Origin of the sequence: Paenibacillus sp. 1001270B_150601_E10 (genome assembly GCF_015558675.1) — a bacterium.
GTDB lineage: Bacteria > Bacillota > Bacilli > Paenibacillales > Paenibacillaceae > Paenibacillus_B.
The window spans coordinates 1-25,864 of record NZ_JADMOL010000017.1 but is presented as its reverse complement, the minus strand read 5'-3'; the positions used below and the strand labels follow the sequence as shown (position 1 = coordinate 25,864).

The following is a 25,864-nucleotide window of genomic DNA, read 5'->3' as shown; positions in this document are numbered from 1 at the left end:
TCCTTTATATCTTTGATCATGTTTACAGAGATCGATAACGTATCACGATATCTATCGGATAGCGACCGGCATTGCGGCCGTATAGGGACACACCGCCCTCATCTCCTTGAATTCGAAGCTTGCAGCGACGCTTCTGATCGAGCCTTGCTGCAACTCTGCCTGGCAATGATAAGTGACACAGTGTGCCATAAGATCCTGCTTCATCCAGCTGCTTCGTGGATGGCTGATAATGCCAGGATAGAACCCCTCTGCTGTCCGCCGGATGATCGTCTAGAGCAAATGAACCCACCCATTCTTCATCTATCCAGACTTGAATATGAGAAGGCTTCTTATCCTCATCCGTCATATAATAGGTGTTAGCATTATACTCCACTTCAGCCGAATCACCATACATGAGATCGATTAAGATCTCCCTGCGCTTCGCCCCTTCTCGATGTCGCGCAAGCAGTTGCGATGAGCTTGCTTCGAACCACAGATCAAGCGAATATATTGGTCCATGCTCTTCCGTCTCAGGAAGAACGATATCATAGACGAACGAACCCTCCCTAGCACCGCATACCTTCTGCTTCTGAATCGCATCCCACTGGTACTCAAAGCTGTGCTCGCGAACCTTTTCCACCGGAATCGAAAAATAGCTTCCATCAAGGGCATAGCAGCCGTCCGATTTGCCGCTCTGTACATCGAATGTCGTGAAATTCCGCGACACAACCTCTCCTTTGTCATCAAGAAGACGTAAAGACAGAATGGCTAAAGCATCCTCATTCGGCATATTGACCTCAAGCACAGCTAGCGGAAAGACACCATAATCCTGCCACTGCACCTCAATTGTGCCTGATTCGCTCTTCTGTCTTACTCCAAATTGATCATAGCTTAAGGTCCAATCCAGCGTTAATTGCTGTCCATGATATTGGTCATCATAGCTTGAGCCTAATAACTTCACCTGCTGAGTGGCGCTGCATGAGACCGTTCTGCAAGGCGGGCCGTCAACAACGACAAAGTCAGGGGCATGAAGGTCAGCAATCGTCATTCCAGCCACAAAGTCCTCATAGCCAAAATGCTTCTCTGTCCCATCCAAACGATAATAGCCGTTAAACTCATTCACAACGTCTCTGAATTCAGTAAATACGAAGCCGCACAGCTTATCATGACGTCTGAATTCATTCATCATGTAGAAGTAGTGCCAGGCGATATCGCTGTCTCCAGCTCCGCCTCCTTCTACGCCCCATACATTGCCGCACTCGCTGTTCAGTAAGGGAGCGTCCGTTTGCTTGTTATGGCCGATATAGTTGTAGGAGGAGCCCACGAAAGTTTTATCTACCACCTCGCTAAGATGAGCACAAACTTCCTCATAGCCATTCACATAGAAATGCCAGGTGTTGATATCTGTTACGATGTGGTCCCCATTGCAAGGTGAGTTGTCTTCTACGAGACGGGTTGGATCCATTGCTTTTGCCATCTTGTACATTTGGCTTACCCATTCGCGTGTCTTAGGCAAATAGGACTTAGCAATATCGGGTGTGCCTGTCACGCTGCTTAGCGAGCTGTTCGTTTTTAGCCCCCATGTTTCATTAAACATCACCCAAGAGAAAATAGAAGGATGATTGCGGTCTCTCAACAGGATCTCGCTTGCTTCAATCTCATAACCCGACTGTGCCCTAGGTTCAGGCTCACCCCAGAAACACGGCATATCCTCCATCACAAGAATACCCAGCTTATCAGCCCAGTACAGCTTGCGCGGCTCTTCCGGCTTGATATGAATCCGTACCATATTCAAGCCAAGGCGCTTCATTAAATAGATCTCTTCACGCATTGCTTCATCGCTTGGGTAAGTAAAGTACCCCTCCTTATTAAAGGATTGATCCAGTGCGCCATTCAAATAGATCGGCTTTCCATTCAACGTGATCCATCGGTAGTCTCTCTCACCGTACTTAACTGTTCCGATCTCACGAATGCCGAAATACGTGCTAACGCTGTCCTGATCAACGCTGCTTAACAACTGCAGCTGTCCTTCGTACAAGTAAGGCTGGTCCGGCGACCAGAGCTTCGCATCCTGCACGACAAACGGCATGTGAATGCTTTGCTCCCCTTTCTTAAGCTGGATCTGCACCTTGTCATGAACATTCCCATCTGGGAATTGCAGGCTTAGCGTCGCCTTCCATGGTTTAGAAGAGCTAATCTGAGCAATGAGTTCAACCTCGCCGCTTACACGTGTCTTAAAGAATGCAGAAGAAATATATGCTTCTGGCCGTGCTTCAAGCCACACCGTTTGCCAGATTCCTCGAATCTCGCCATACCCTTGCTTGCCGCGTGTTTGGTTGTCCCGATCCAGATCCTCGGCTTTAACCACAATCACGTTGTCTTGTGATTTCCATGCGGTTGTCACTTCGCACTCGAAAGGACTATAGCCTCCCTGATGCTGGCCCACTGCTATACCATTGATCCACACTTCACAATCATAATCAACGGCTCCAAAGCAAAGAAAGATGCGCTGGTTCGGTTTGCTTGGCGACCAGTTGACTTCACGGCTGTACCATCCTGTTCCCTTTACATTGCGCCCGATACCAGACAACGGACTTGCCCATGAAAAAGGCACGATGATCCTTTCGTTGTAACCGCTTACTCTAATTTGATTATGGATCCTTTCCTCCTGCAGACTATCGGCCTCTTCCAATTGAAAAGACCATTCCCCATTTAAATTCAACCAATCCTCGCGAAACCAGTCAGGACGAGGATGCTCGGGTTTAGGAATGGTAAGATCGCCCCTCATTTGTTGAACATGCTCATGACACATGTCACCACAACCTTTCTTGATGGATCGTATTTTCGGCTATTGTAGCATTAATATATATTATTTACAATGTATATTATAGTTTTACAATACATCATTTTCATTGTACACTGATGGTGGAATGTTGATCTTGAGTCAAAGGATGAAAATGAATGAACGATATTCGCAAGGAATCCCTTCGCTATCCCGCTTCTCGCATCGTTGAAGTGGCAAAGGCATTGTCAGGAGATGTTCGGGTACGCATTCTAGAGGCTCTCGGGGAACAACCCTTAAGTGTGGGCCAGCTTGCTGAGGCTTTGGGCGTTGCACAACCAACGATTTCCATCAATGTTCAAACTTTAGAGCAGGCCGGACTCGTCACCTCATGGCAAGGCAATAATCGCGAGAAGATCTGTCATGTAACGGCGCGTTCGATTGTATTGGAGCTCCCGAATCGTCCTGGCGACGGTCTTCTTAAGACCGAGGAAATCTCGATGCCGATCGGCATGTATGCATCATGCTCTGTTCAGCCGACCTGCGGCATGGCGAGAAAAGATGGCTCTATCATTGGATCACAGGATGACCCGCGTGTATTCTATATGCCTGAACGTACGGAAGCACAGCTCCTTTGGTTTTCTGGAGCGGGCTATGTCGAATATCTATTTGCAAATCCGATGCCGCCAGGGACTAAGTTAGATGAGCTTGTGTTCAGCGCTGAATTGTGCTCAGAAGCACCAGGATTTCGAATGGAGCATCCTTCTGATATCTCCCTATTCATTAATGGTCAGCGGATTGGGACCTGGACCAGCGAAGGAGACTTGGGGGATCGCAAAGGAAAGCTGACACCGGAGAAATGGCGTGTGGGGAGCGAGTATGGCAAATTGACAGAGTGGCGCGTAACGCAACATGGTTCATTTTTAAATGGACATAAGCAGAACGATACCTCCATCTCAGAGCTTGATCTTAGCTTCAACAAACCGATTGCTGTGCGTCTGGAAGTGTCTGAGAATGCCGCACATGCCCATGGCCTGAATCTATTTGGACGTGACTTCGGGGATTATGAGCAGGATATTAAGCTATCCTTTATTAGAAATGAAGAGAGCTAAAGGACATATCCTTTAACTCTCCTTTTTATTTTCAACCATTCATATTGGATTAAAAATTCAGCTATGAAATGCACTACACATGGATTCGATAGTTTACGAGTTCATAGAGGCGTTCAAATCCAGCGCGTTCATAGATCGACATCACCCCTTGGTTGCTCTGATTCACGCAGAGCGACAACGATGTGATCGCATCAAAGGACATAAGAAAGGAAAGCGCATGACGCAGTAAAGCCGTCCCGAGCCCCTGCTTCCTTGCGGCCGGATCAACCGCGATAAAGTGAATATGGCCTTCTTCAAACGCAGGCTCCGCTTCCGTATATACATATCCTATTAGCTTATCATCATGTATGGCTGCAAAGACTTTATGCGTTGAATCGACTTGACTTAGAATCTCTTCAGCAGAATAGTAGGCTTCTTTAAATGCTGCTTGATGCAGCAGCTTGAAGTCCGAATAATGCCGCTCTGTCAATGCTTCAATAAGTATGTTCTCTGGCTTCTCAATCTCCAAGATATCACGCTGGAAGCGCAGGACGGTGTGCTCGCCTATCCGCTCAGCACCAAGCCTGCTCATCAACGAAGCGGCATAACCATGCTTTGCATTGTAAAAGCCATAAGCAGTCGTTAGCGCTACCGGTATCTGGGATAGCAACCTGTTCCACATGAGCTGCGACATCTCCTCCCATTTGGGATGAGAAACGAAAGGACCCCAAATCTCCGCTGTATGCTGTTCTTCATCTATGTCTAGCCCTAGTACGCCGATAAGCTCATCTTCCTCATAGGCTGCGACCATGGATTGCTCAAGAGGAAGTTCCGAGAAATCGTGGCATAACGTATGATAAATTTCTTCTGCTTGAGTGCCGCAGTATCCAACATGCTGATCCGCTTTCCCATTCATTGCGGCCATGAATCTTGCAATCGATTCAACGTCGTCTGCCAGTCTGATTGTGATCATATAGACACCTTCTTTAAGCTCTTGATTCAATTGCAAAGTTTGTCCCTCTACCATTACTTATCGTACATCTGATCATGCTTCCACCTTGGGACAATGCACAAGCAGCCGATCAGGATAACAGACAGGAGTGCCATGAGATTGAAGAATCGATCCTGGAACAATAGAAGGACAACAGGGATGGTCGCAAGTTTAAGACTTCGTTTCGTCAAAAACACATACTGCTTAGATCGTTCAACATATTGGATGGCATCTTCAATTTCGTCCCTTTGCGCCTCACACACGGCAAAGCTTAGTGCCCTGACATAGTGATTCAGTGCTTCGTCCAAATCTTCCCTGCTGATGTAATAGTCAACGCCTGTAGCATCATCGGTATATGCTTTTTCATAGCCCATATCCAAGTAGAGTTCAGCCATTTGATATCGCAGATCGCTTAGATCAAATTCCCATAATGTCTCGTCAGACTCCGTCCATTGATCATATAGTTGATGAAAGATGGCTGCCGCTTCGTCATACTCGTCATTAAGATAATATAGATAACCCAAATGAAATTGATAGGAATAATCGTCCGGATCTCGCTTCACCGCTTCCTGTGTATAATGGAAGCCCCTGCGCAGGCTTTCTTCTTCATTCAAGTCTGGATGATCATCATAGAGAAGAGCCAGCTCATAGTAATAGGAAGCCTCATCGAGATCCCGCTCAATCGCTCGTTTAACAGCAGCTTCCCCTACTTCTAACTGACCAAGTTCAATATGAGCCTGCCCCAACATGAACCAGGATTCCGCATATTGCGGATCAAGAGCCAGCGCCTCTTCCGCACATTGTAGTGCTTCCTTATAATGTTCATGGACAATATAATCCGAGGCATCTCGAAGTAAGGCCTCTATCCTCGCGACTTGAGAATCTTCAACAGGATCCTGCTGATCCCCACTCCCAACATTTAACCTATGTTCAATAATAGATTCAGGACGTTCAAGGGTAGACATGGAAGAGCCTACCCGCAATGTTTGTTCAAGATTGCGATTCATCCTTTTCTACTCCTACTACATTTTGAAATGTGCTTTATCCTTTAACAAGTCGCTACTTCAACGTTTCGATGTCAGAAGCTGCTTTCATGTACAAAAAACGAGTGTCCATATCCATGATTCCCATAGCTGTATAATTGCCATATCGCAATAATGATTAATAGGATCGTAAATAGGATAAGCATGATTCCGAACCTTTTTAACTTGATAGAGGAAGGTCCCGTGCCACGATACCCACGATACATCATGAAACTCCCAACAACAAGGAGTATCAGGACAATCATGATAAAAGAAAGATCTATCTCCATACCAACACCCTCTGCCTCTCCACTTTATTGTGATAATGAAGCTAACGGTTCCAAATGCAATCTTCGCTGCCCTTTGATCATCGACGAAAAGATGCAGCGATATAGGTTTCTACAAAGCTTCGAGTACTTTGAAGTAAATAACCGTACTGTGATAGGTTCCATCTGACGATTTGGCAAAGTGAGGGATGCGCCCCGCTTCCCTATAGCCAAACGCAAGATACAAATCATTTGAAGGGTCACCTTCACGCGTATCTAAGATCAACAAGGATCGATTCTCTTCCTTTGCCGCCTCCTCAGCGGATTTCATTAAGGCTTTTGCAATTCCCCGTCTGCGATAACGAGGATGAACCATCAGCTTAGCCACTTCCGCACGATGCTGTCCGTTGGACTTCATCGCAAGGTGAAGCTGAATCGAGCCTGCAAGCTTGCCGTCATGATCGAAGGCTCCCCAGATTCTAACGCCAGGTTCGATCACACAGCTCCAATACGCATGAGCCTCTTCTTTCGTTAGTGGAGCAAGAAATCCAATTGAAGCCCCGTCATTCACGGTTTCGGTAATCAATTCAATGCAATCACAGAGGAGTTCGTCATTAAGTTCATCCCATTCTTTTATTACCATATCCTTCATCATTCCCGTCCTTTCTCCATTCGTTATCTACTCGTTCAAACTTTTTCGAAGAAGCCATTTAAGAAAATGCTGCTTGCTATTCTTGAGTTGAATCTATCCAATCAGCCAGTCCGCGACCGATAAAATTCGCAGACACAACGTCTACACTGATGTCCTTGCTCCATACCGATAGCTGTCCGATATGATGAACCTCATGGACCATGACATGACGAATAACTTCGCCCTTCACAAAGGATTTTCCTGCGATCCAGCCTGGAAACACAAGCTTATCCTCACTTTCCTGCGCTAGCACATTCAAGTACTCGATAAGATCAGGGCGCAGTCTGTCTGATAGAGTCCGAAGCGATGGAATATCCGGATAATCCTCCAATCTTAATTCAACATCGGATAAACCCATGCATGCTCTTAGCCAGCTGTATTCCACATCGAGGATATGAAAAATGGTTTTGCGAATGGAGCCAACGCCACCAAGGCGCTCCTTATTAAGCTCCTCGATGGGCAGGTGGCATAACGCGTCAAACCATTCGTCTCGAACCTGCCAGTTATATTGAAATAAAGATCTCATAGCGATGTCTCCTTCTCTTAAGGTGTTAGCGATAAATACTAAATCGAACGGCCTCTGCCTACTATATGTACAGATCATCTTTTCTTGTGGCAGCGCCTTTCGGCTACTATAAAGCAGAGATTTGAAACGTTATGGCTATATGTACGTATGAATGAATATTCACATAATAGTAAAGGAGTCATTCATTTGAAAAAATCACTGTTTATTCTCCTCGCTTCACTTATCCTTGTCATAGCTAGCGGCTGTTCTTCGGATAAGACAGAAACCGCTTCAACACCCGCTAATCAGACAGAAGCATCCAATCAAACGGAGTCCAACTCGGCTAATGCCTCTTCTTCTGAAGAAACGAGCATGACAACGAAAACACTCGATGATGTCCTAGCTTTCTTTGAAGAACAAGGAATCACGGTAGAATCCAAAGATAAGCCTTTATTCGAAATGATTAATGCTCAGGATGGTGTCTTGTTCAACCACAATCTAAAGCCAGTGAAGATCTATCAGTACGCCTCCATTGATGCCTATAATGAAGCCAAAGAATCCTTCAGCATCATGGATCAAATGCTTCAAAAGGGTGTCTTTGTTCTTGAAACCAATGATGAAGAAGTGAAATCCGTGTTTGAGCAGCTGCCATAACCGTCGGACAAGCATTTCGATCTAGCGTTCGCGATGCTTGTCTTTTTTTAAAACCTATGCCTTCTTGCATGAAAAATAAAAATAATCATCATCCTCTAACAACACATCGATGAAGCCATGCTCACAAGCGAGTCTCTCAAATTGTTGATCGGGTGGAATAGGTTCCCGCATGCTCACGATGCCCATCTTCCGTCTATGCGATAAGAGCCCTTCTCTCGTTCTGGAATGAGCAATCGCAAATAAGCCCCCTGGCTTGAGGTTCATAGAAGCATTTTGAAAGATGCCATCGAAGTCTACGAAATGCGGGATGCTGTTATAGATCAAAATAAGATCATAGCTGCGTTCCAGCTTGATCGGAAGCTCCCAATCCAGCAACAGCGTTTCCGCATTGGGGTGATTCTCTTTAAGCACCTCTAGCATATTCTCCGCAATATCGGCTGCTGCATATAAGCCTGCCTTTAACCCCTGTTGCTTCATTGTTTCAAGCACGATTCCAGTTCCCGCTCCAATGTCAAGCATCATCGTATCCTCCGTAATGGGGAGCCTAGCCACAAGTTTGGGTATGGTCGCGAGAGATTCCGCTGTATGTGTCCAATTCGCCGCACGCTCATTAAAATGCTTGGTATCCTCGATTTTTCTCATATCGTTTGTCATTCCAGTTTCTCCTCGTTCGTCTGTTTCACTTCTGCTTGCTGTCTTCATTTTCTATTGACATCAACGGTTTCTTAATATTATGATTCTATTCGGCTTTGAAGCAGTAATGTGAACATTCATATACTCAAAGTCTTACAGCACGCCGCTAATGCATGGTTTATGCGTCCAATATGCCAAGCGGCATGTTCTTAATATACCATTTCTTAATTATTCATCAATTGATTTCCATTGGATTTTTTGACTAGACGGTTATTCACCAATCGAATGGGGAACACTGACAAGCTGACTCGTGGTAACATAACAAGATGAGCCTACACCTTGTCGAAACGACGCTTCGACTATAGTGAGGCTGCACACTCCCAGTATGCATGCTGCCTGGAATAGCGCAGCTTCTGCTTCTGAAATTATTCGTATGACGACACCTCTTGTTGCTGATGAAAGAACTGCATTCCCCATCATTGAGGCATGGCTTCGATGTAAGATATGAAATGATAATACTGGAGGAGTCTCGTTGGAAGCGCATCATAACAAACAATCCTGGAATACGGGGGCCTATCAAGCATGGCTTCACCGCTTCGGAACACCGGAGGAAGCTGCACTCAAGATCAAACAAGACCCGATAAAGCGAGTCGATTCCGTTCTCGACTATATGGGTGACCTGCAAGGTCAAAACATAATCAATTTGCTTGGATCCAACGGAAATAAAGCCGTGGCGCTCGCTTTAATGGGTGCTGAGGTAACAGTTGTGGACTTCTCAATTGAAAACGAGAAGTATGCCACTGAGCTTGCACAAGCTGCAGGAGTTAGCCTTCGATATCTGCTTTACGATGTCCTTCATCTTCCTGAGGAGGAACTGACTGGCACCTATGATATTGTGTATATGGAATTTGGCATTCTGCACTACTTCGAGGATCTTGCACCTCTGTTCGGGGTCGTTCAGAAGCTGCTCCGCCAAGGCGGCAAGCTGATTCTGCAGGACTTCCATCCTGTAACCACAAAGCTAATTACGTCAAAGGGCACAACCGCGAATATTCGCAAGCATAAAGTAGCCGGAGATTATTTTGATACTTCACTTGTTGAAAAAGACGTCGCCTTCAGCAAATTCCTGCCGAAAGAGAATCAGGGAGAGCCTCAAAAGGTTCGCCTGCGCCATTGGACGCTAGGAGAAATCGTGACTGCAGTCGCAAGCCAAGGCTTGTATATCAAGGTTCTTCAGGAGCTGCCGAATCAATCCTCTGATGTCTTTGATCGCGGCATTCCTAAAAGCTTTACGATTGTGGCGGAACGATTATAGGGTTGCATACACGCCTGTAACAAATGGAATAAAAAAGAAGCCAGTCTCCACGACAGGAGGCTGGTTTATCTATGTACCTTCCTCTTGCAAGTGAAAACGGAATCTAGCAGGTTCCGTTTCCATGCTACGCTTCGACTTCTTCTCTCAAGTTCACTTGCAGGGACAGCATCGAAATGATAAAAAAAGAAGAATAGGCTGCAGCTCCGGCAAGCACATGGACTTTCACACAGATGATACATAATGTCACAATGCCAAGCAACTGAAACACGGTTATCCGCTTCCAGAAGGTCCTAAGCATCCAGCTAATGCCATAGTATATGACACTTAAAAAGAGATTGTAAATATAGAGCACAATGAAGAGCAAAAAATACAACGCCACACCATAATCATCTATCATATTCGGGTAGAGATAGCTCGCCAGAATAGCCGCAAACAATACCCCCACTAAGCTAAGCAGCATGGAGACTACCAACAAATTGACAAGCAGTTCCCGATTGCGCTGATCCAACGATATCTCCCCCCTTCCCCATCTAATGATGTTTCCTATCATGATCTGATTTACGCAATTAGACGACCCCTATCCTATTGCAACACAGATTCACAAACTCTTCATATTTTACCATTTTATATCATTATAAAAAATCATCCCTTCGTTGGCAATCTCAAATTCGATAGAATAGGTAAAAAGAAGGGCTAACCCTCCATGATCTATTCCTAAAATGATGCTTCAGGTTATCTGCATGAACCGATTAGCCCCTGCTCTATCATGACTTACTGTACAAGCTCCCAAGAGCTGTCGCTGCCCGGTGCGCTTTGTGTCCACCACTTCGCAAGATAGAGCTTGCCTTCATATCGAACAAGATCGCCTTGCACATAGACAGAACCTTTTTCGTAATCTACACTACCGTCTTCATTGAGCACCTTTTCTTTTTCCCAAGCATCTGTTGTACCTGGTGCCTGCCCTTGCACCCACCATTTAGCAGTATACGTATATCCATTGAATATTACCGTATCGCCTACCAAATAGATTTTATTAGGATCCCACGTATCTTGGAGCTTATCAGTTACCGTAATCGTTCGATCCACAACCGTCGTTGCTCCTTGGCTGTCGATTACCGAATATACCAGCCTGCATGTCCCTTTTGTGTTCGTATCTACAATGCCCTCTATCATTAGAGATGCGGTAAGATCGCCATCCTCTGCATCCGAAGCTGATACTCCTTTTCTTGGATCAAAGGCATCTCCGAGCTTGATCATAATATCTACGGCACCATGAATGACTGGCGGTTGATTTACAGGCAGTACAACCGTAATGGTCCGTATTGCTTCTGCAACAAGTCCTTCACCATCTGTTACGCTATACACAAGGGTGTATGTTCCTGGCGTTGACGGATCAACCGTGCCTTCAATGTTGATCTTATCCGTCAGGTCACCATCCTCGCGGTCTGTCGCCGTTACTCCTGCGCGAGGATCGAACACCTCGCCTACAATGATTGTTTTGTCTGCCGCTCCATGAATGACAGGCTTCGTATTTGCTGGAGGCGTGCTTCCCTCTCCGAACTGCTTGAAGATAGACGTAAATTCATACTGCGTATGAACGCCAGCATTGCTTTCAAGCATCGCATCGCGATTCATCGACCAGAAGGAGGTCATGCCAAGACCTTTCTCATTGGCGTGATCAACGACCCATTGCGTCCATTCCGTAGTAAAAATGGGGTGTGCTGCGCCTTCAAACCCAATGGATGGCGTCGTCCCTATTTTTGCATACGCCTCAGCATCGGTTAGGCTGACATTCGCATATTTTTGAAAGTACGACTTGAGCTGATCCTTCGTCGAATCCACGGCTCTTAATGAGGCAGAGCCATAATTCTCACCTGGAAGCAATGTGCCGTTGCCGTAGCACATTGTCATGATATTTACAATCTTCACATCTACGCCATTTGCCAAATAAGCTTCCAGTACGTCCAGCTGTACCTGCGTCAAGCCGCTCGGCAGGACAGGGAGGGTGAGAATGATTTCTACTCCTGTAGCATCCTGCAGCTTCTTGATTGCCTTTGCATTGGCAACATTTATGGCTTTGTCCTGTGCCCCGCCTTCGATATCGAGATCAAGATGGGTAAGGCCGTAGCCTTGGACAAGCTCCAGATAGGCTCGAAATAGTGTATCTACGTCTTGTGTGACTTGCCAGAATGTCGTGCCATTCAGTCCGCCTAACGAGATCGTGACATCGCCGCCCATCTCGCGCAGCTCACGAATGGACTTCTTAATGCCTTGATACTGGTCGTTATTGTTATTCTTCTCATTCAAGACAGAATAACCGCCCCAGCCCCATTGAATCTTGCCATCCGACAATTGGCTGCTCGTTGCTTGAATGAAGCCAAGATTGAAATACTTCACCCCTGTATCCTGTGCGATCTGCACAAGATTCGCCGCACCGTTATTGCTGTATCCAGGCTTTGTCACCCAGGCAACCATGTCCACAAAGGGCGCATTTACCTGCTTCGGCCATTCAATGCCTTGGCCAACTCCAAAGTCATAATCAGGAATCCCGTCAGACTGTACAGTAATCATGCGATCCTTAACCGTCACTGCTCCTTCAGCATCTGCTACTGAGTAAGTGAGACGATACTGACCAGGCAGCTTAGTGTTTACTTCTCCAATAACCAGAATTTGATGGGTTAAATCACCGTCTTCTCTATCTGTTGCAGTTACTCCAGCAAGCTTATCGAAGGCTTCCCCAACCTTGATCGTCTTATCGATAACACCGTTAAGGACTGGAGCCTGATTCTTGCTAGGCTCATCGTCGCCATAGATGAATTGCCGATTCATTTCCGGACTGTTGTCAGATACGCGCTGTACAAGCTCAATGCTCTCTACTGCAGCATCTCCCTTGATTTTAAACGTGTAGGAAGCGCCTGGCTCAATCGTTTTACCATTATAAACGCTTTTCAGATCGACGACCGTATACCCATTCTCGCTCATCACGGTTCCTGCCAGCCAATCGCCGGAAGTAAAGGCCCCATCTGCTTTGATATACAGCTTAGGAAGCTTGATCGTCTCTGCTCCTCTTTCGACCTTGCGCAGTACGTTACTTTGTTCACTTAACGTTTCCTGATTGCTGATCGTAATTTCATAGCCCTTGCCATTGCCCCATGACTCCTGATAAGGTGTAACATCCGCAGTGACATTCAAGCTAGTATACGCTATTTCGTGCTCCTTGAGCTTCTCGCTGCCGAACAATCCTTGCTTTGTTGCCTTCGTCAGCTGATCACGCTTATTCGGAACTGTTGTCGGTGCATCATTGGAAGCCATCCACGCGATGACACCGCCTAGACCTTTCTCCAGTACATAGTTGGTCTTTTCTTGGATAGATCGTTCATTATCATACGTAAAAAATGCACCCGACTCTTTGTCGTACAAGTATGGAGCCTTCGCGATATCGTCCCAATACTCTTGCAAACGAGTTTGTCCTGCCTCATCTGCAAACTGTGCCTTGAGCTTATCCAGATTCCGGAAGGACCATATTCCTGTCGCTCGTCCTCCATCACCTACAGCAAGCGGAGCCTCGCTAATCGCACCACGAGACGGCGTCTGATCTGCATCCTTTGCATTTAAGGCTGCTTCTCCGAAAAGGCCTGGCAGGTTCGAGTCTGGTCCTCCAAATACCGAATTCCAGCCACGCGTATAATACGCAGCACCAATGACAATTTGATTAGGTTGTGCGCCTTGTTGAAGCAAATAGTTGACACTTTCATCAATGGATAAATGTCTTCCTTTGAGGGGGTCAAGCGGGTTTGGATATAGCCCGGTCTGATGGCCGCTGTATTCATCCCATGCACCGCGCATATCGTAGGTCATGATATTGGCAAAGTCGACGATGCTGAACAATCTCTGAACATCGATGCCAACATCGATCTTATCCTTTGGTGCTGGCAAAGCTACGGTCAGCTCATAATATCTTCCCATCTCGGCGCCGAGCTTATCGAGCGCATGGCGGAAATCCTGGAGCAGCAAAATGTAGTTGTTTTTATCTTCCGGGGTGGAATATAGCGCACCCTCGTCATTCTTATTGTCCACGAGGTCTGGCTTGCGGACTTCTGCGGGGAATTCCCAGTCAACGTCAACAAAGTCCATATTGGTATATTGGATAAATGAGATCACGTTGTCTACAAAATGAGCTCGCTTCGCGGGATCTGCCGCTACAACGGAGAAATCACCTGACTTTGACCAGCCGCCGAGCGAAATGCCAAGCTTCAAATTCGGGTTCTCAGCACGAAGCTGCTGAAGCGCGATCAAAATGCCTGCATTTGCTGCATCCCACTGTACGCCTGCTTGGCCAACTGGAGCACCGACTGCTGCTCCCTCATCGGTAAAGATGAGCTCTCCAGATGAATTGAAATCAAGAAACGCATAGTTCAGATGGGTGAGCTGATCGGCTGGAATATCCTTTGGCATAAAGTAGCCTTGTCCACCCCATATCGACCAATCCCCATAGTACATGACATTTCGAATTTCATTAGTGGTTCGCCCTAAGGCTCTGGTGTCTCTTGCTTCAGACGAAGTCGTGCTTGCATACGCTGGCGCCAGCGAGGATACAAACAGCATCATCGCCATTACGGTCATGGCAAGCATCTTTTTGATATTTCTCTTTTGTTTACCGTTCATTCATTTCTCACGCCCCATTAATAGATTATATTAATAGGCATCTAGGGTGCTTTTCTCTCTACTTCCTTTCTTTAATTAACGCGAACAACGAATAGAGAGTAACCTAGCATCACTCTATTCATTGGCAGCTGGCTGGCATCGATATTCATCCTTAGCCCCTGTAGCTTTGCGTCACTAGATTTCCCTAGTTTTGCCTAGTAATACCGAGAAGAGGCTCACTTATGGTACTAAGCCTATTTGTTTTTCTTGGTGTATCGATAAATATAACTTATAATTCAAGCGCTTCCATGAGTCTTGGGGATAGTTTCGTGAAAAATAGTACATAGGACGTTTTGCGCAGCATTCACTGCATTTAACCTTTTAGCAGCTAATAGATAATAGCTAAAACTTCCTTATAATCTCTCACTTGGGTAAACCGCATTTTTTATGCAGCATAACCAGTGCCCCCTTGCTGTATCTGAAGCCTTCTTCACAGATTGAAGAGCTGATCTGATCATGACTGCGATTACTCACGTGACATCGAATACATCTCTCACTCTATGCCCCTAGTTCATAGGTCACAGATTCATCTCTCTTCGCTTTGTACTAGAGCTGTAAAAAAACTCCAACAGGCCTAATACCGTTCGCCCATAGGAGTTTATAAATTATCTTATTGATTTAGTCAATCATCCACACTTGGTCACCTGCGCGCACTTGCCCAATCTGTTTAACCTTTGCATAAAGGCCAAATTGAAGCTTCATCTCCTGATGGACCACCTTAAGTAATGAGGCATCTCGAGCTTGGGATTCAGGGTCTAAGGTAATGATCGAGCAGCGCTCGCACTTGGAATACACCTGAAGCTCGGCCTCTCCCAGCCTCAGCGTCTTCCCGATCCAAAGATCTTCCTCTAACGCGTCTTCCTGCAAGGTTAAGACAATATTCCCTCGGAACCTTCTAGGATCCACACTTGAGCCCCATAGCTGCTCCAATGCACGCAGAGAACGATCTGTCACGATTAGAATGTGTGCTTCGTCAACAGCAAGCACTTCATCATTCGTTGGGAGATAGGATTTCATCGTTAGCTTTGTACGTGTAAGCGCCTGAATCTCTTCAAATAGTCCCTCATCCCATCCATGTACACGACCGGTAGGTCCCGTAACTTCAACCTGAGGTGACGCAGAGCCAGCTTGCTCATCAATAAGCTTTGCCTTAAAGGAAAGCATCTTGGGAATGTTGCGTGCTGTGACATACTGGTTCCAGCCCTGCTTCGTCTCGTCGATAAATGCGTAGCTGCGATCGCCATACAATCCATAAGGTGCCACCTCGCAGGATTCGAGTTGTTCTCCACCAAATGATTTTACCGGATATCGATGAATCTCACGTATACATCCTATATTTTTCATGTTTTTGATTACCTTTCTTTTGCTATTCTTTGTATTTCCTTCTCAAGCTTCTCTAACCGCTTATGTATTCGATAAATGATGGGTGTGTAGCCTACGATGATAATGATGAGAAGAATCGTCATATCCAGCGTGCACCTCCATAGATTTATGAATTTACATGTGTTGCTGCTGCTTGGCTCCTTTGCTCTTCAAGCTTTGGAACAGTCGTTTTAATCCAGAGAGAATAAGTTGGAACAGCCAGAACAATACAGCAAGAATAATAAAATAGGAGAGCTTGTCATTACGCATCATATGATCTCCCGTATACAGCACATAAATAAAATGTGCAATGATGCCAATTAGCACATACTGTATGATGCTTACGGTGCCGCTTAGCACTCTTCCCCATCGAGATAAATGAAGCGATACTGTGTCAGCGAACATGGACATAGGCAGGATTAACAGCAAGGTGATAATTAAATTTAGCTTTACCCCATAAAGAAGCATTCCCTTTACTTCTGCGGCGTAGCCTGCATTGAAGAAGTCAGTCTCGTATACAAAAGGGATCGAATAGACATAACCGATAACTGCCATTAGCGAGCCTGCCGAAAGCATTCCGGCAATAAGCTTTATTATGATTCCTGGCGGTTGATAGATGCGATTCATGGATGACACTCCTTCTTGAAATCATAAATCGTATTCCTCTTATAACCCTTGTTAAACAACGCTTACCATGTCAACATCTGATCAGCTTGGTAAGCCATGAGATAAGCCTCAGCTGACACCCCCGCAAAAGGCATGTCCGCCTAATCGACAACGACACCTCCCGCTTCCTTTACCATCAGTAGTCCAGTGCACTAATCGTCCTCTTCCGAAATAGAACAATTCCACTCCTTTATTGTAGAAGCTGTTTAAGATTCTGTCATCCTTAACCTAGCATCATACCGAACCTTCTTATAAGATTGGTTCATTTCCTTCTTTAGTTCATCCGTCATAGTTCCGAGCACCCCTTTCATACGCTTCTTCGACGAGTTCTCTTTATATCCACTAAAGTCCTTCTGCATCTTCATCACTACATCTGGATTATTCTTCCACTTTCTTCTGCATTCAGCAAATTTCACACGAAGCGCTAGTCATGAGCGACTATATACAAAGCGCTTTAACATTGATAAGGTGTTGATGAAATCCAATTCAGTGAGTAAGGAGAATGATTATGTACGAAGGTAAATTTCCCTTTTCCAACAAGGTGGCTAAACGCAGTATAAGCCTTGCCGTTGGTGCAGCTCTCCTCATGGCTCCTCTTCCTGCGATCGCAGCGGAATCCAAAACTTCACCTGCTTCAAGCGCTTCAACCTCAGCGGGCGCAAAAAAAGCAACTCCCGATACCTCATCTGCCGCACCAAAAAATGACAACGCTTACGTACATAAAGGCAGCTCGCTTGAGGTCGGTGAACATCGCCTGCTTACTCACAAGGATCTCGTGCAGGATTGGGATGACCTAGACCCTATTTATCTCCCAGATAAGGCGATCGAAGCAGTCAAGACTGCCCTGCCAGAGAAGGACTTCGAGGAGTTGTTCCCTTACCGCCTTGGATCTGAAGAATGGCATAAGGTAGCAAAGGGGAAGGATTATTACAAAGCCGATCAAACGGATTATTTCTCCTATGAAAACTTAATAAACGCCGTTGCAGAGGTATCCAATCTTAAAATTAAAATTAGTACTCGAAAAGGAACAGGCGAACAAGAGATACATAGGCTTGATAAAGACGCAAGGGTAGAAACCCTCGTCATGCGTTCAGCTAACTTCAATGCCAAGGATAATCTGACCAAGGAAATTGAAACCGTTATCATCGACTGCGGCACGTTTTTGAAAGAAGGATTTAAAGCGGATCGGAAACGCGAGCTCGCGGCCTTCCTTGCCAATCTATCTCACGAGACCGGCGGGGGCTGGGCGACTGCACCAGGCGGCCCGCTGCGCTGGGGTCTCTTCTGGAATGAGAATATTGCTGGACGCACCGGTCAAAACATGTCCAACTTCGTTGACCCTGCTTCTCGCCAGCAGTACCCTGGCGCAAAAGGAAAGCGCTATTACGGACGCGGACCGATTATGCTTAGCTGGAACTTTAACTATGGCCTTTTTAGCTCTATCATTTACGGGGATAAGCATGTACTCCTCAAAAATCCAGAAATCGTGGCTGAGGACGGAAAAATCGGCTATATGACCGCCATTTTATTCTGGATGACCCCTCAAGCGCCTAAGCCATCTGCTCACGATGTTATGGTTGGAAGATGGAAGCCAACTGATGCCGAGAAAGAGAAAGGGCTTAAACCTGGATTCGGCACTTCGATTATGGTGCTAAATGGATTGGAGGCCAATCTCGGCGAGACTGAAGGCAGTCCTGTCGAGCGGCGCGCGGGACATTATCGCGAGATTACGGCACGCATGGGCGTAGATATCACAGGTGAAAAAGTAGATACACTCGGCATGCAGCCATTCTAAACGAGAAGAAAGGTGGTTCAACAGGGACAGTCCCGTTGAATCACCTTTTTCTATCGGCTCTAATCGTTTATCTCGTCTGACTAGACTAACAACACCTGGTGGCATTGAATTGCTTTCTTAAACTATGAGAACAATTGATTTCCAACCATGAACAACAGTATCAGTCCAAGAACGACGATAAATCCCTTTGCAAAATCGCGAACAAAAGGTTTTTGAGCAATTTCACGCAATGGAAAGATGCCTAAAAGCAGCGTAATTATTAGAGTCAGCATCGAAACGCTAATGGCAAATCGAATGACCTTGAGCGAGTAGGAACGAAGAGACAACTCAATCTCCGATACTCCACCGTTAGGATGTAAAAACACCGAAGTATCTGGAATCAGCCATATACCAAGAAGAATTCCAACAACAAAGCTATAAATGCCGTTTCGCTTATAGACAGCCATCATGATGAAGCACTCCTTCTTTTTAATCTATTCACATTGTAATGGACATCCCCATATTCTTCCATATACACTTTTTGGCTTCAACAGTTTTTTCGTCATCAACAGCATCAGAAGGATTAATACAGCTTCCTTCGAAAGTAAAGCTATACTTGTCATATATATTCCTAAGGTTGTCTTTCACCCTTATGCGTGGAAAGCGCATTCATAATAATGAATTAGAAAATTTGTCCATCTATAACAACTATTTTACCTATCTTGCGTTTAATCATATAGGAAACATTTGTTTATTACGCATTTGTTCCTACTTGTAAGCTCAATGGTCGAATGCTTTAAGGAGGTAATGGAATAAGAAACACCTGTATTGTGTGGCTAAGGTTAGGAAAACGACTTCTTCTATTTCTGCTTGTCCTCTTCTTCCTCGTCATCCTTTTGTTTTTCTTCGTTTTTAGCAGTGCCATTTCCCAGGAGGATCGTCCTGTACCTATATTTAAAGCCATCATCCGATTACATATGGACGGACTTGCGTATGCTCCCGTTGAGCAGACGCATGATACCATTCGTCACGTATCGGTCGTCGCTTCCGACAATCGATATCAAGTTATCTTGGATTACATGCGAGATAAAGGCTGGCATTTACGGGATCAACTCGGTTCCGTTCTCATTTTTGAAAAAGAAGACAAGCGTATCGGCGTCTCCACCCGCCAATTTTCCAAGCACTATCTGCTGTGGGATCTTCCTGTAAACCATGAATAACGTCTCAAATAAAAAAAGGAACCATCTTATACCGATGATCCCCTATCCCTTTTCATTTTGATTTACAACGATTCGATCATTGACTTACACCCATTTGCACGCCCGAATGCTTAATGATTCATATGAAGAGCCAGCTCTTTATCGATCAGCTTCTTAATCGATTCATAGGAGGAATCTTCAGCAAGCTTGCCATTGACAAAGATCGTCGGATTATACTCAACGCCATACTTTTTTGCCGCTTCTTGATCCATAAGCACCATGCTCAGCACAGACTCACTTTGATAGCGCTGGATGAAGGTCTGAATATCCACCTCAGGGAAATAGACTCGAAGCAAATCCAGAATAAAGGCCTCGGTTCCCCAGCGATAGTGCATGAAACCTTCCTTTTTGTATAGTAACGTATGAAAGCGCCAGAACAGATTCTCATCCACATCCATCAAATACTCTGCTGCTCGAGCAGCCAGATGAGAATCCATATCAGGCAGCGGATTATGCAAATAATAATAAGCAGCTTTGCCAGATGCTATATATTCTTCTTCGAGCTTTGGGTATACCTGCTCTTCCCACTCCTTGCTGTATGGAGATTTGTAATCTCCAAACTCCACAATTTGAACCAGTGCATCACGTTCGCCTCGTACAGGCTGAATCTCAAGATGCAAATCCGCTTTAAATTGCGCTATGGCAAGCTGATTTTCGGTAACTAAGCCTTGATTGGAAGATAGCTGCTTCGCCTCAAACAAAGTCATGGCGATCATCACGACGGTGAGAATAAGAATGGCAATGAGCAGCGTCCATGCAAACATGTAATTTTTTTTCATGACGGAAAGCCTTGCTCCCTCTCTATGCTGACTGACTAGCGATGTAAATGAAAATTATATAACATTTTTCAATTACATGCTATCTCCTTCATCATATCATACGGGCATACTTACTCTATTTCAAATGCAAGCATATGCTATCAGCCAAAAAGAAGAATCTGAACTGTATTTTTGTAGGATTGGGTCGCCGCAAATGAAAAGCCCCAGCTTGACTAATTATTAGTCGCACTGGGGCTTTAGTTCTCATTTTTTTACCGCCCGTCATGGACGAGAAAGCCTATCCTAATCGCTCCAATTATTCCGTAATTTCACGGTATTTGTCAGGAGACAGCAAATGTTTGACGGCATCCTCCGCAGAGCCTTCAACCTCAATCTCAGCAATCCAGCCTTGACCGTAAGGCTCCTCGTTCACGTGCTCAGGAGTAGCTTCAAGCTCTTCGTTGATCTTCACAATCTTGCCTGTTACCGGAACATACAGCTCAGATACGGTCTTAACCGATTCAATAGAGCCCATGCTGTCACCAGCAGACAGCTCTGTTCCGACCTCAGGGAATTCAATAAATACAATATCGCCAAGCTGATGCTGTGCGTGATCTGTAATGCCGATACGAACTGTTTTTTCATCGACAATCAGCGCCCATTCGTGTTCTTCACTGTACAATAGGTTGTCCTTAATTTCGCTCATCCCAGTACCTCTTTTCATCCGTTGTGTAGTGGTGTTCACGTTGGTTTCATTTCATCTGTTAGGGTGTACAAGTTGACACGTTGCTTGCTTTCGCAATTCATTTATAGGGTATTGCACCGTACGGAGGCTGTCAATACATACCTTTCTTTTTAGGAAAATTGTAATAAATGGATTGACAATGTCAGGAAGCTTCAAGTATTAATGTAGGTAGGACTATAAATTTTAAAATATGAGCGGATGAAGGTAAAGGGAGAGATTACAGCTACAACGTAACGCCGAAGGAGTAAGCCGGAAGGTGAATCTCTCAGGCAAAAGGACTTTTACTGGACGCACCTCTGGAGAGCATCCTGCCACTCTCGGACAGGATCACCCAAGGGGAAACTCTAAAGCTCGAGGCAACGGGCCTTTCCATGCCTTGAACTTTAAAGGACACTCTCAGGTACCAAGGACAGAGCCAAGAAATGAAGCTGCCGCAAAGGGAGCATGTTTCTTTGGACTGTCCTTCTTTAGCATGCAAAAAAAGTCTAGGACGACGAGGTGATCATATGACGGAACTGAAGCGCACCCCTCTATTTCCTCTATATGCGGACATTCCTGGTTCACGCTGCATTGATTTCGGTGGATGGGAGCTTCCTGTGCAATTTTACGGCATTCAAAAGGAACACGAGGCCGTACGCGAGCGTGCAGGACTGTTTGACGTCTCCCACATGGGTGAATTTTTAGTTGAAGGCAAAGGAGCAGAAGCTTTCATTCAGCACATGACGACTAACGATGTAACGAGAATTGCGGATGGTCAAGCACAATACAGTCTGCTTTGCTATCCGACTGGTGGCGTTGTGGATGACTTGCTGGTATATCGACTGGAAGAGAATCGATACATGCTTGTTGTGAATGCTTCGAATATCGATAAGGACCTTGCATGGCTGCAAGAGCACTTGCCTGCAGAAGGCGTTTCTTTAACGAATGTATCCGGCGAGACCGCACTGCTTGCCCTGCAAGGCCCTAAAGCGATTGCGATTCTTGAACAGCTTACTACCGAGTCTTTGGCAGACCTAAAGCCATTCCACTTCCTTCAAAACGTACAGGTTGCAGGTAAAAACGCGCTGGTATCGCGAACTGGCTATACCGGTGAGGACGGCTTTGAGCTGTATGTCGCGTCTCAAGATGCTGCGGAGATCTGGCAGAAGCTGTTGTCCATTGGTGAAGAGCACGGCCTCCTGCCTGCTGGCCTCGGCGCACGCGATACGCTTCGTTTTGAAGCTCGCCTGCCTCTGTATGGTCAAGAGCTCTCCCAAGACATCAGCCCGCTTGAAGCGATGCTCGGTATCTTTGTGAAGCTGGATAAAGGCGATTTCATTGGCCGCGAGGCGCTGTTGCAGCAGAAGACAGATGGCGCGCCGCGCAAGCTTGTCGGCATCGAGATGATTGACAAAGGGATTCCTCGTTCTCACTACCCTGTGTACGCAGATGAAGAGCATATTGGTGAAGTCACCACCGGCACACAATCGCCTACATTGAAGCGCAACTTAGGATTAGCCCTGATTAAAAAGGAATACGCAGCCCTCGATACGGAGCTGTTCGTCGAAATTCGCGGCAAAAAGCTTAAAGCCAAAGTGATCAAAGCGCCATTCTACAAACGTTCCTAATTGCCTAACGTCGTTGATTACGTCATAAACTAAGAAGGAGTTAAACCTATGAAGCAGAAGCATCGTTACATTCCGATGACAGAGCAAGACCAAGCTGAAATGCTAAAGGTCATCGGAATCTCATCTGTAGATGAGCTGTTCCATGATATTCCTGAATCGGTGCGCTATCAAGGCACACTGCCCATGTCTGAAGCTTTGGATGAAGCCAAGCTATTGAAGCATATGCGCAGCTTAGCTGATCAGAATGCTGACTTTGATCGCTATACAAGCTTCCTTGGAGCTGGACTTTATGATCATCACGTTCCTGTCGTGATCAATCATGTAATCTCCCGCTCCGAGTTCTACACGGCTTATACGCCATACCAGCCTGAGATCAGTCAGGGCGAGCTGCAGGCGATCTTTGAGTTCCAATCGTATATTTGCGAGATTACAGGCATGGCTGTTGCAAATGCCAGCATGTACGATGGCGCAACAGCGCTTGGCGAAGCAAGCGCATTGGCAGCGGCTCATACGAAGCGTAAGCAGATCGTCATTTCGAAGGCTGTTCATCCTGAAGCAAGAGAGATCGTGTGCACGACTGCTCATGGCCTTGGGCTTGAGATTGTGGAGATCGATACGTCGAACGGAGTAACAGACCTCTCGAAGCTTGAAGCGGCCGTATCCGCCGATACAGCGGCTGTCGTGATTCAATCCCCGAACTTCTTCGGATGCATTGAGGATGTTCGTTCCATTGAGCCTATTATTCACCAGCACAAGGGTCTGCTCGTGATGAGCACGAACCCGCTTACGCTTGGCCTCTTGGAATCACCTGGCAAGCTTGGTGCTGACGTTGTCGTCGGCGACGCACAGCCATTCGGCATACAAGCTTCGCTTGGCGGACCGACTTGCGGTTTCTTCGCCGTAACAGAAGCGCTCATGCGCAAGATTCCTGGCCGCATTGTCGGCCAAACGGTCGATGTCGACGGCAAACGCGGCTTTGTGCTCACTCTTCAGGCACGGGAGCAGCATATTCGCCGTGAGAAGGCCACATCGAATATTTGCTCGAATCAAGCGCTGCTTGCGCTTTGTGCATCCGTCTATTTGTCCACGATGGGTAAAGCTGGCCTCCAGGAAGTGGCCAACTTAAACATTCAAAAGGCGCATTATGCTGCTGAGCGCATAAAGCAATCGAACAAGTTCGAGCTTGCCTTCAGCTCGCCATTCTTTAATGAATTCGTCGTGAAGCTTCCTGCCCACGTCTCGGTTCAAGAAGTGAACGAGAAGCTCATCGCAAGAGGAATCATTGGCGGCTACGACTTAGGTCTACAATATGATGAGCTGAAGCAGCATCTATTAGTAGCTGTAACCGAGCGTCGCACGAAGGAAGAAATCGACGAGTTCGCAGCACAGCTGGAGGAGGTTCTATCATGACACAACCAAACGGTGATTCAATCGTAACGCAAGCAGAAGCACAGCAGCAGGCCAGTGCTCATGTTTCTCCAGACAAAAAGCTGATTTTCGAGATGAGTCGCGAAGGACGGGTAGCTTACTCTCTGCCTGAGTGTGATGTGCCGGAGCTCGCTCTCGATGAGCTTATTCCTTCATCTTACCTAAGAAGCGCTCCAGCAGAGCTCCCTGAGGTGTATGAAGTTGACGTGATCCGTCATTATACCGAGTTATCTCGCCGCAACTTTGGGATCGACAATGGCTTCTATCCGCTCGGCTCTTGTACGATGAAGTACAATCCGAAGATTAACGAAGATACAGCACGTTTCGCTGGGTTTGCCAAGATTCACCCCTATCAGCCTGAATCGAGCATTCAAGGGGCGCTTGAGCTCATGTATACGCTCCAGAACGACCTGGCTGCCCTTACAGGCATGGATCAAGTGACCTTGCAGCCTGCAGCAGGCGCACATGGCGAATGGACGGGTCTGATGATGATCCGTGCCTACCATGAGGCACGCGGTGAGGTTCGGACGAAGGTCATCGTACCCGATTCCTCCCACGGAACGAACCCTGCCAGTGCAACTGCTGCGGGGCTTGATACGATCACGATCAAGTCGAACGAAGACGGCCTCGTTGATCTGGATGCCCTGCGTGCAGCCGTAGGCCCTGATACAGCGGCCTTGATGCTGACAAATCCAAGTACGCTGGGGCTGTTCGAGGAGCATATCGTGGAGATCGCCGATATCGTTCATGAAGCAGGCGGCTTGCTCTACTATGACGGAGCTAACTCCAACGCTATCATGGGAATTACAAGACCTGGCGATATGGGCTTCGACGTCGTGCACTTGAACCTCCATAAGACAATGAGCACGCCTCACGGTGGAGGCGGCCCTGGAGCAGGACCGGTAGGTGTAAAGCAGAAGCTTATGCCATACCTTCCTAAGCCTATCGTCGTGAAGAAAGATGATGGTAGCTTTGCCTTTGATTATAATCGCCCTGAATCAATCGGACGAGTGAAGGCATTCTATGGCAACTTCGGCATTCTTGTCCGCGCGTACACGTATATTCGAACGTATGGACCTGAAGGCCTTCGTACAGTCTCTGAATGCGCAGTACTAAACGCGAACTACATGATGCATCGACTTGCGCCGTACTTTGAAATTCCATATTCGCGCGTATGCAAGCATGAATTCGTCATGTCAGGCACGCCGCTGAAGCAGTATGGAGTTCGTACGCTTGACGTCGCGAAGAGACTGCTTGACTTCGGCTTCCATCCGCCTACTATTTACTTCCCGCTTAATGTGGAAGAATGCATGATGATTGAGCCTACGGAAACCGAAAGCAAAGAGACGCTGGATGAATTTATTGACACCATGATTCGGATCGCAGAAGAGGCGAAAGAGAATCCAGAGATTCTATTGAATGCACCTTATTCTACACATGTGCGCCGCCTGAATGAAACACAGGCCGCCCGCAAGCCTGTGTTGAACTGCGCTTGTAACTAACGCTGGATTCCTCCTATTGTAGATGGATATCCTATCAAAGTCTTTCATTATTATTAAAAAATCCCGGGAGATCTTTGGTCAAGCCCCATTTTTGTAGACATTGAAAAAAGCCCTAAGCTGAAAGCTGGCG

21 protein-coding genes and 2 riboswitches are annotated in these 25,864 nt (G+C 46.3%); of the genes, 8 read left to right on the top strand and 13 right to left on the bottom strand.

The window, feature by feature from the left end; translation table 11 throughout:
• Positions 1–22: 22 nt before the first annotated feature.
• Entirely contained in the window at positions 23–2,791 is a 2,769-nt protein-coding gene (locus I2H74_RS22460) for a glycoside hydrolase family 2 protein (RefSeq protein ID WP_195576486.1), read from the bottom strand.
• A 149-nt stretch (positions 2,792–2,940) separates the two neighbouring features.
• Here I2H74_RS22460 and I2H74_RS22455 point away from each other — a divergent pair, with 149 nt between their 5' ends.
• Positions 2,941–3,873: an ArsR/SmtB family transcription factor gene (locus I2H74_RS22455; protein ID WP_195576485.1), complete on the top strand. Its 933-nt coding sequence runs from the start codon at positions 2,941–2,943 to the stop codon at positions 3,871–3,873.
• Between the two features lie 73 nt (positions 3,874–3,946).
• Here the strand turns inward: I2H74_RS22455 and I2H74_RS22450 are convergent, their stop codons facing one another.
• The 4 genes from I2H74_RS22450 to I2H74_RS22435 all read right to left on the bottom strand — a co-directional run bounded on the left by I2H74_RS22450 (position 3,947) and on the right by I2H74_RS22435 (position 7,348).
• Complete coding sequence (locus I2H74_RS22450) at positions 3,947–4,825, bottom strand: GNAT family N-acetyltransferase (RefSeq protein ID WP_229506127.1); 879 nt, start codon at positions 4,823–4,825, stop codon at positions 3,947–3,949.
• Between the two features lie 53 nt (positions 4,826–4,878).
• Complete coding sequence (locus tag I2H74_RS22445; protein ID WP_195576483.1) at positions 4,879–5,850, bottom strand: tetratricopeptide repeat protein; 972 nt, start codon at positions 5,848–5,850, stop codon at positions 4,879–4,881.
• Between the two features lie 414 nt (positions 5,851–6,264).
• Entirely contained in the window at positions 6,265–6,783 is a 519-nt protein-coding gene (locus I2H74_RS22440) for a GNAT family N-acetyltransferase (RefSeq protein ID WP_195576536.1), read from the bottom strand.
• A 76-nt stretch (positions 6,784–6,859) separates the two neighbouring features.
• Positions 6,860–7,348, bottom strand: a complete 489-nt coding sequence (locus I2H74_RS22435) for a DinB family protein (protein ID WP_195576482.1) — start codon at positions 7,346–7,348, stop codon at positions 6,860–6,862.
• A 186-nt stretch (positions 7,349–7,534) separates the two neighbouring features.
• Between I2H74_RS22435 and I2H74_RS22430 the strand changes: the two genes are divergently transcribed.
• The gene (locus tag I2H74_RS22430; protein ID WP_195576481.1) at positions 7,535–7,981 is read left to right on the top strand and encodes a hypothetical protein; all 447 of its coding nucleotides are present in this window, start codon (positions 7,535–7,537) and stop codon (positions 7,979–7,981) included.
• Positions 7,982–8,035: 54 nt separating this feature from the next.
• Here the strand turns inward: I2H74_RS22430 and I2H74_RS22425 are convergent, their stop codons facing one another.
• Positions 8,036–8,635, bottom strand: coding sequence for a class I SAM-dependent DNA methyltransferase (locus I2H74_RS22425; protein WP_195576480.1), 600 nt, complete (start codon positions 8,633–8,635; stop codon positions 8,036–8,038).
• A gap of 511 nt (positions 8,636–9,146) precedes the next feature.
• Between I2H74_RS22425 and I2H74_RS22420 the strand changes: the two genes are divergently transcribed.
• Complete coding sequence (locus I2H74_RS22420; protein WP_195576479.1) at positions 9,147–9,929, top strand: class I SAM-dependent methyltransferase; 783 nt, start codon at positions 9,147–9,149, stop codon at positions 9,927–9,929.
• Between the two features lie 124 nt (positions 9,930–10,053).
• Here the strand turns inward: I2H74_RS22420 and I2H74_RS22415 are convergent, their stop codons facing one another.
• The 4 genes from I2H74_RS22415 to I2H74_RS22400 form a co-directional block, all read right to left on the bottom strand.
• Positions 10,054–10,437, bottom strand: a complete 384-nt coding sequence (locus I2H74_RS22415) for a hypothetical protein (RefSeq protein WP_195576478.1) — start codon at positions 10,435–10,437, stop codon at positions 10,054–10,056.
• A gap of 263 nt (positions 10,438–10,700) precedes the next feature.
• Entirely contained in the window at positions 10,701–14,594 is a 3,894-nt protein-coding gene (locus tag I2H74_RS22410) for a glycosyl hydrolase family 18 protein (RefSeq protein WP_229506126.1), read from the bottom strand.
• Positions 14,595–14,714: 120 nt separating this feature from the next.
• Positions 14,715–14,799: riboswitch (cyclic di-GMP riboswitch) on the bottom strand.
• Positions 14,800–15,251: 452 nt separating this feature from the next.
• Positions 15,252–15,977, bottom strand: coding sequence for an MOSC domain-containing protein (locus I2H74_RS22405; RefSeq protein WP_195576477.1), 726 nt, complete (start codon positions 15,975–15,977; stop codon positions 15,252–15,254).
• Positions 15,978–16,130: 153 nt separating this feature from the next.
• A complete protein-coding gene (locus tag I2H74_RS22400) occupies positions 16,131–16,622 on the bottom strand; it encodes a hypothetical protein (RefSeq protein ID WP_195576476.1) in 492 nt (163 codons plus the stop codon).
• 547 nt (positions 16,623–17,169) lie between these two features.
• On the opposite strand from I2H74_RS22400, the gene I2H74_RS22390 reads away from it, so the two are divergent.
• Entirely contained in the window at positions 17,170–18,456 is a 1,287-nt protein-coding gene (locus I2H74_RS22390; protein WP_195576474.1) for a chitinase, read from the top strand.
• Between the two features lie 122 nt (positions 18,457–18,578).
• On the opposite strand, the gene I2H74_RS22385 is transcribed toward I2H74_RS22390, so the two are convergent.
• Positions 18,579–18,905, bottom strand: coding sequence for a hypothetical protein (locus I2H74_RS22385; protein ID WP_195576473.1), 327 nt, complete (start codon positions 18,903–18,905; stop codon positions 18,579–18,581).
• 360 nt (positions 18,906–19,265) lie between these two features.
• Here I2H74_RS22385 and I2H74_RS22380 point away from each other — a divergent pair, with 360 nt between their 5' ends.
• Positions 19,266–19,655, top strand: coding sequence for a hypothetical protein (locus I2H74_RS22380; RefSeq protein WP_195576472.1), 390 nt, complete (start codon positions 19,266–19,268; stop codon positions 19,653–19,655).
• A gap of 110 nt (positions 19,656–19,765) precedes the next feature.
• Here I2H74_RS22380 and I2H74_RS22375 read toward each other — a convergent pair whose 3' ends face one another.
• On the bottom strand, positions 19,766–20,473 hold the full coding sequence (locus I2H74_RS22375) for a DsbA family protein (RefSeq protein ID WP_229506125.1): 708 nt from the start codon (positions 20,471–20,473) through the stop codon (positions 19,766–19,768).
• 295 nt (positions 20,474–20,768) lie between these two features.
• Positions 20,769–21,158, bottom strand: a complete 390-nt coding sequence (gene gcvH / locus I2H74_RS22370; RefSeq protein ID WP_195576470.1) for a glycine cleavage system protein GcvH — start codon at positions 21,156–21,158, stop codon at positions 20,769–20,771.
• A gap of 237 nt (positions 21,159–21,395) precedes the next feature.
• Positions 21,396–21,488: riboswitch (glycine riboswitch) on the top strand.
• A 215-nt stretch (positions 21,489–21,703) separates the two neighbouring features.
• On the opposite strand from gcvH, the gene gcvT reads away from it, so the two are divergent.
• From gcvT to gcvPB, 3 genes are read left to right on the top strand one after another with little or no spacing between them, the layout of a single operon-like run.
• Positions 21,704–22,804 (top strand): glycine cleavage system aminomethyltransferase GcvT, encoded by a 1,101-nt coding sequence (gene gcvT, locus I2H74_RS22365; protein WP_195576469.1) that lies wholly within the window; start codon positions 21,704–21,706, stop codon positions 22,802–22,804.
• Between the two features lie 48 nt (positions 22,805–22,852).
• On the top strand, positions 22,853–24,214 hold the full coding sequence (gcvPA, locus tag I2H74_RS22360) for an aminomethyl-transferring glycine dehydrogenase subunit GcvPA (RefSeq protein WP_195576468.1): 1,362 nt from the start codon (positions 22,853–22,855) through the stop codon (positions 24,212–24,214).
• Positions 24,211–25,734, top strand: coding sequence for an aminomethyl-transferring glycine dehydrogenase subunit GcvPB (gcvPB, locus tag I2H74_RS22355; RefSeq protein WP_195576467.1), 1,524 nt, complete (start codon positions 24,211–24,213; stop codon positions 25,732–25,734). The genes gcvPA and gcvPB overlap by 4 nt, the downstream gene beginning before the upstream one ends.
• The last annotated feature ends 130 nt before the right edge of the window (positions 25,735–25,864 follow it).

Coding starts and splice junctions, on each gene's coding strand:
- I2H74_RS22460 (WP_195576486.1), bottom strand. CDS start 2,791: ATGTGTCATGAGCATGTTCAACAAATGAGGGGCGATCTTACCATTCCT.
- I2H74_RS22455 (WP_195576485.1), top strand. CDS start 2,941: ATGAACGATATTCGCAAGGAATCCCTTCGCTATCCCGCTTCTCGCATC.
- I2H74_RS22450 (WP_229506127.1), bottom strand. CDS start 4,825: ATGATCACAATCAGACTGGCAGACGACGTTGAATCGATTGCAAGATTC.
- I2H74_RS22445 (WP_195576483.1), bottom strand. CDS start 5,850: ATGAATCGCAATCTTGAACAAACATTGCGGGTAGGCTCTTCCATGTCT.
- I2H74_RS22440 (WP_195576536.1), bottom strand. CDS start 6,783: ATGAAGGATATGGTAATAAAAGAATGGGATGAACTTAATGACGAACTC.
- I2H74_RS22435 (WP_195576482.1), bottom strand. CDS start 7,348: ATGAGATCTTTATTTCAATATAACTGGCAGGTTCGAGACGAATGGTTT.
- I2H74_RS22425 (WP_195576480.1), bottom strand. CDS start 8,635: ATGACAAACGATATGAGAAAAATCGAGGATACCAAGCATTTTAATGAG.
- I2H74_RS22410 (WP_229506126.1), bottom strand. CDS start 14,594: ATGAACGGTAAACAAAAGAGAAATATCAAAAAGATGCTTGCCATGACC.
- I2H74_RS22405 (WP_195576477.1), bottom strand. CDS start 15,977: ATGAAAAATATAGGATGTATACGTGAGATTCATCGATATCCGGTAAAA.
- I2H74_RS22400 (WP_195576476.1), bottom strand. CDS start 16,622: ATGAATCGCATCTATCAACCGCCAGGAATCATAATAAAGCTTATTGCC.
- I2H74_RS22390 (WP_195576474.1), top strand. CDS start 17,170: ATGTACGAAGGTAAATTTCCCTTTTCCAACAAGGTGGCTAAACGCAGT.
- I2H74_RS22385 (WP_195576473.1), bottom strand. CDS start 18,905: ATGATGGCTGTCTATAAGCGAAACGGCATTTATAGCTTTGTTGTTGGA.
- I2H74_RS22375 (WP_229506125.1), bottom strand. CDS start 20,473: ATGAAAAAAAATTACATGTTTGCATGGACGCTGCTCATTGCCATTCTT.
- gcvH (WP_195576470.1), bottom strand. CDS start 21,158: ATGAGCGAAATTAAGGACAACCTATTGTACAGTGAAGAACACGAATGG.
- gcvT (WP_195576469.1), top strand. CDS start 21,704: ATGACGGAACTGAAGCGCACCCCTCTATTTCCTCTATATGCGGACATT.
- gcvPA (WP_195576468.1), top strand. CDS start 22,853: ATGAAGCAGAAGCATCGTTACATTCCGATGACAGAGCAAGACCAAGCT.
- gcvPB (WP_195576467.1), top strand. CDS start 24,211: ATGACACAACCAAACGGTGATTCAATCGTAACGCAAGCAGAAGCACAG.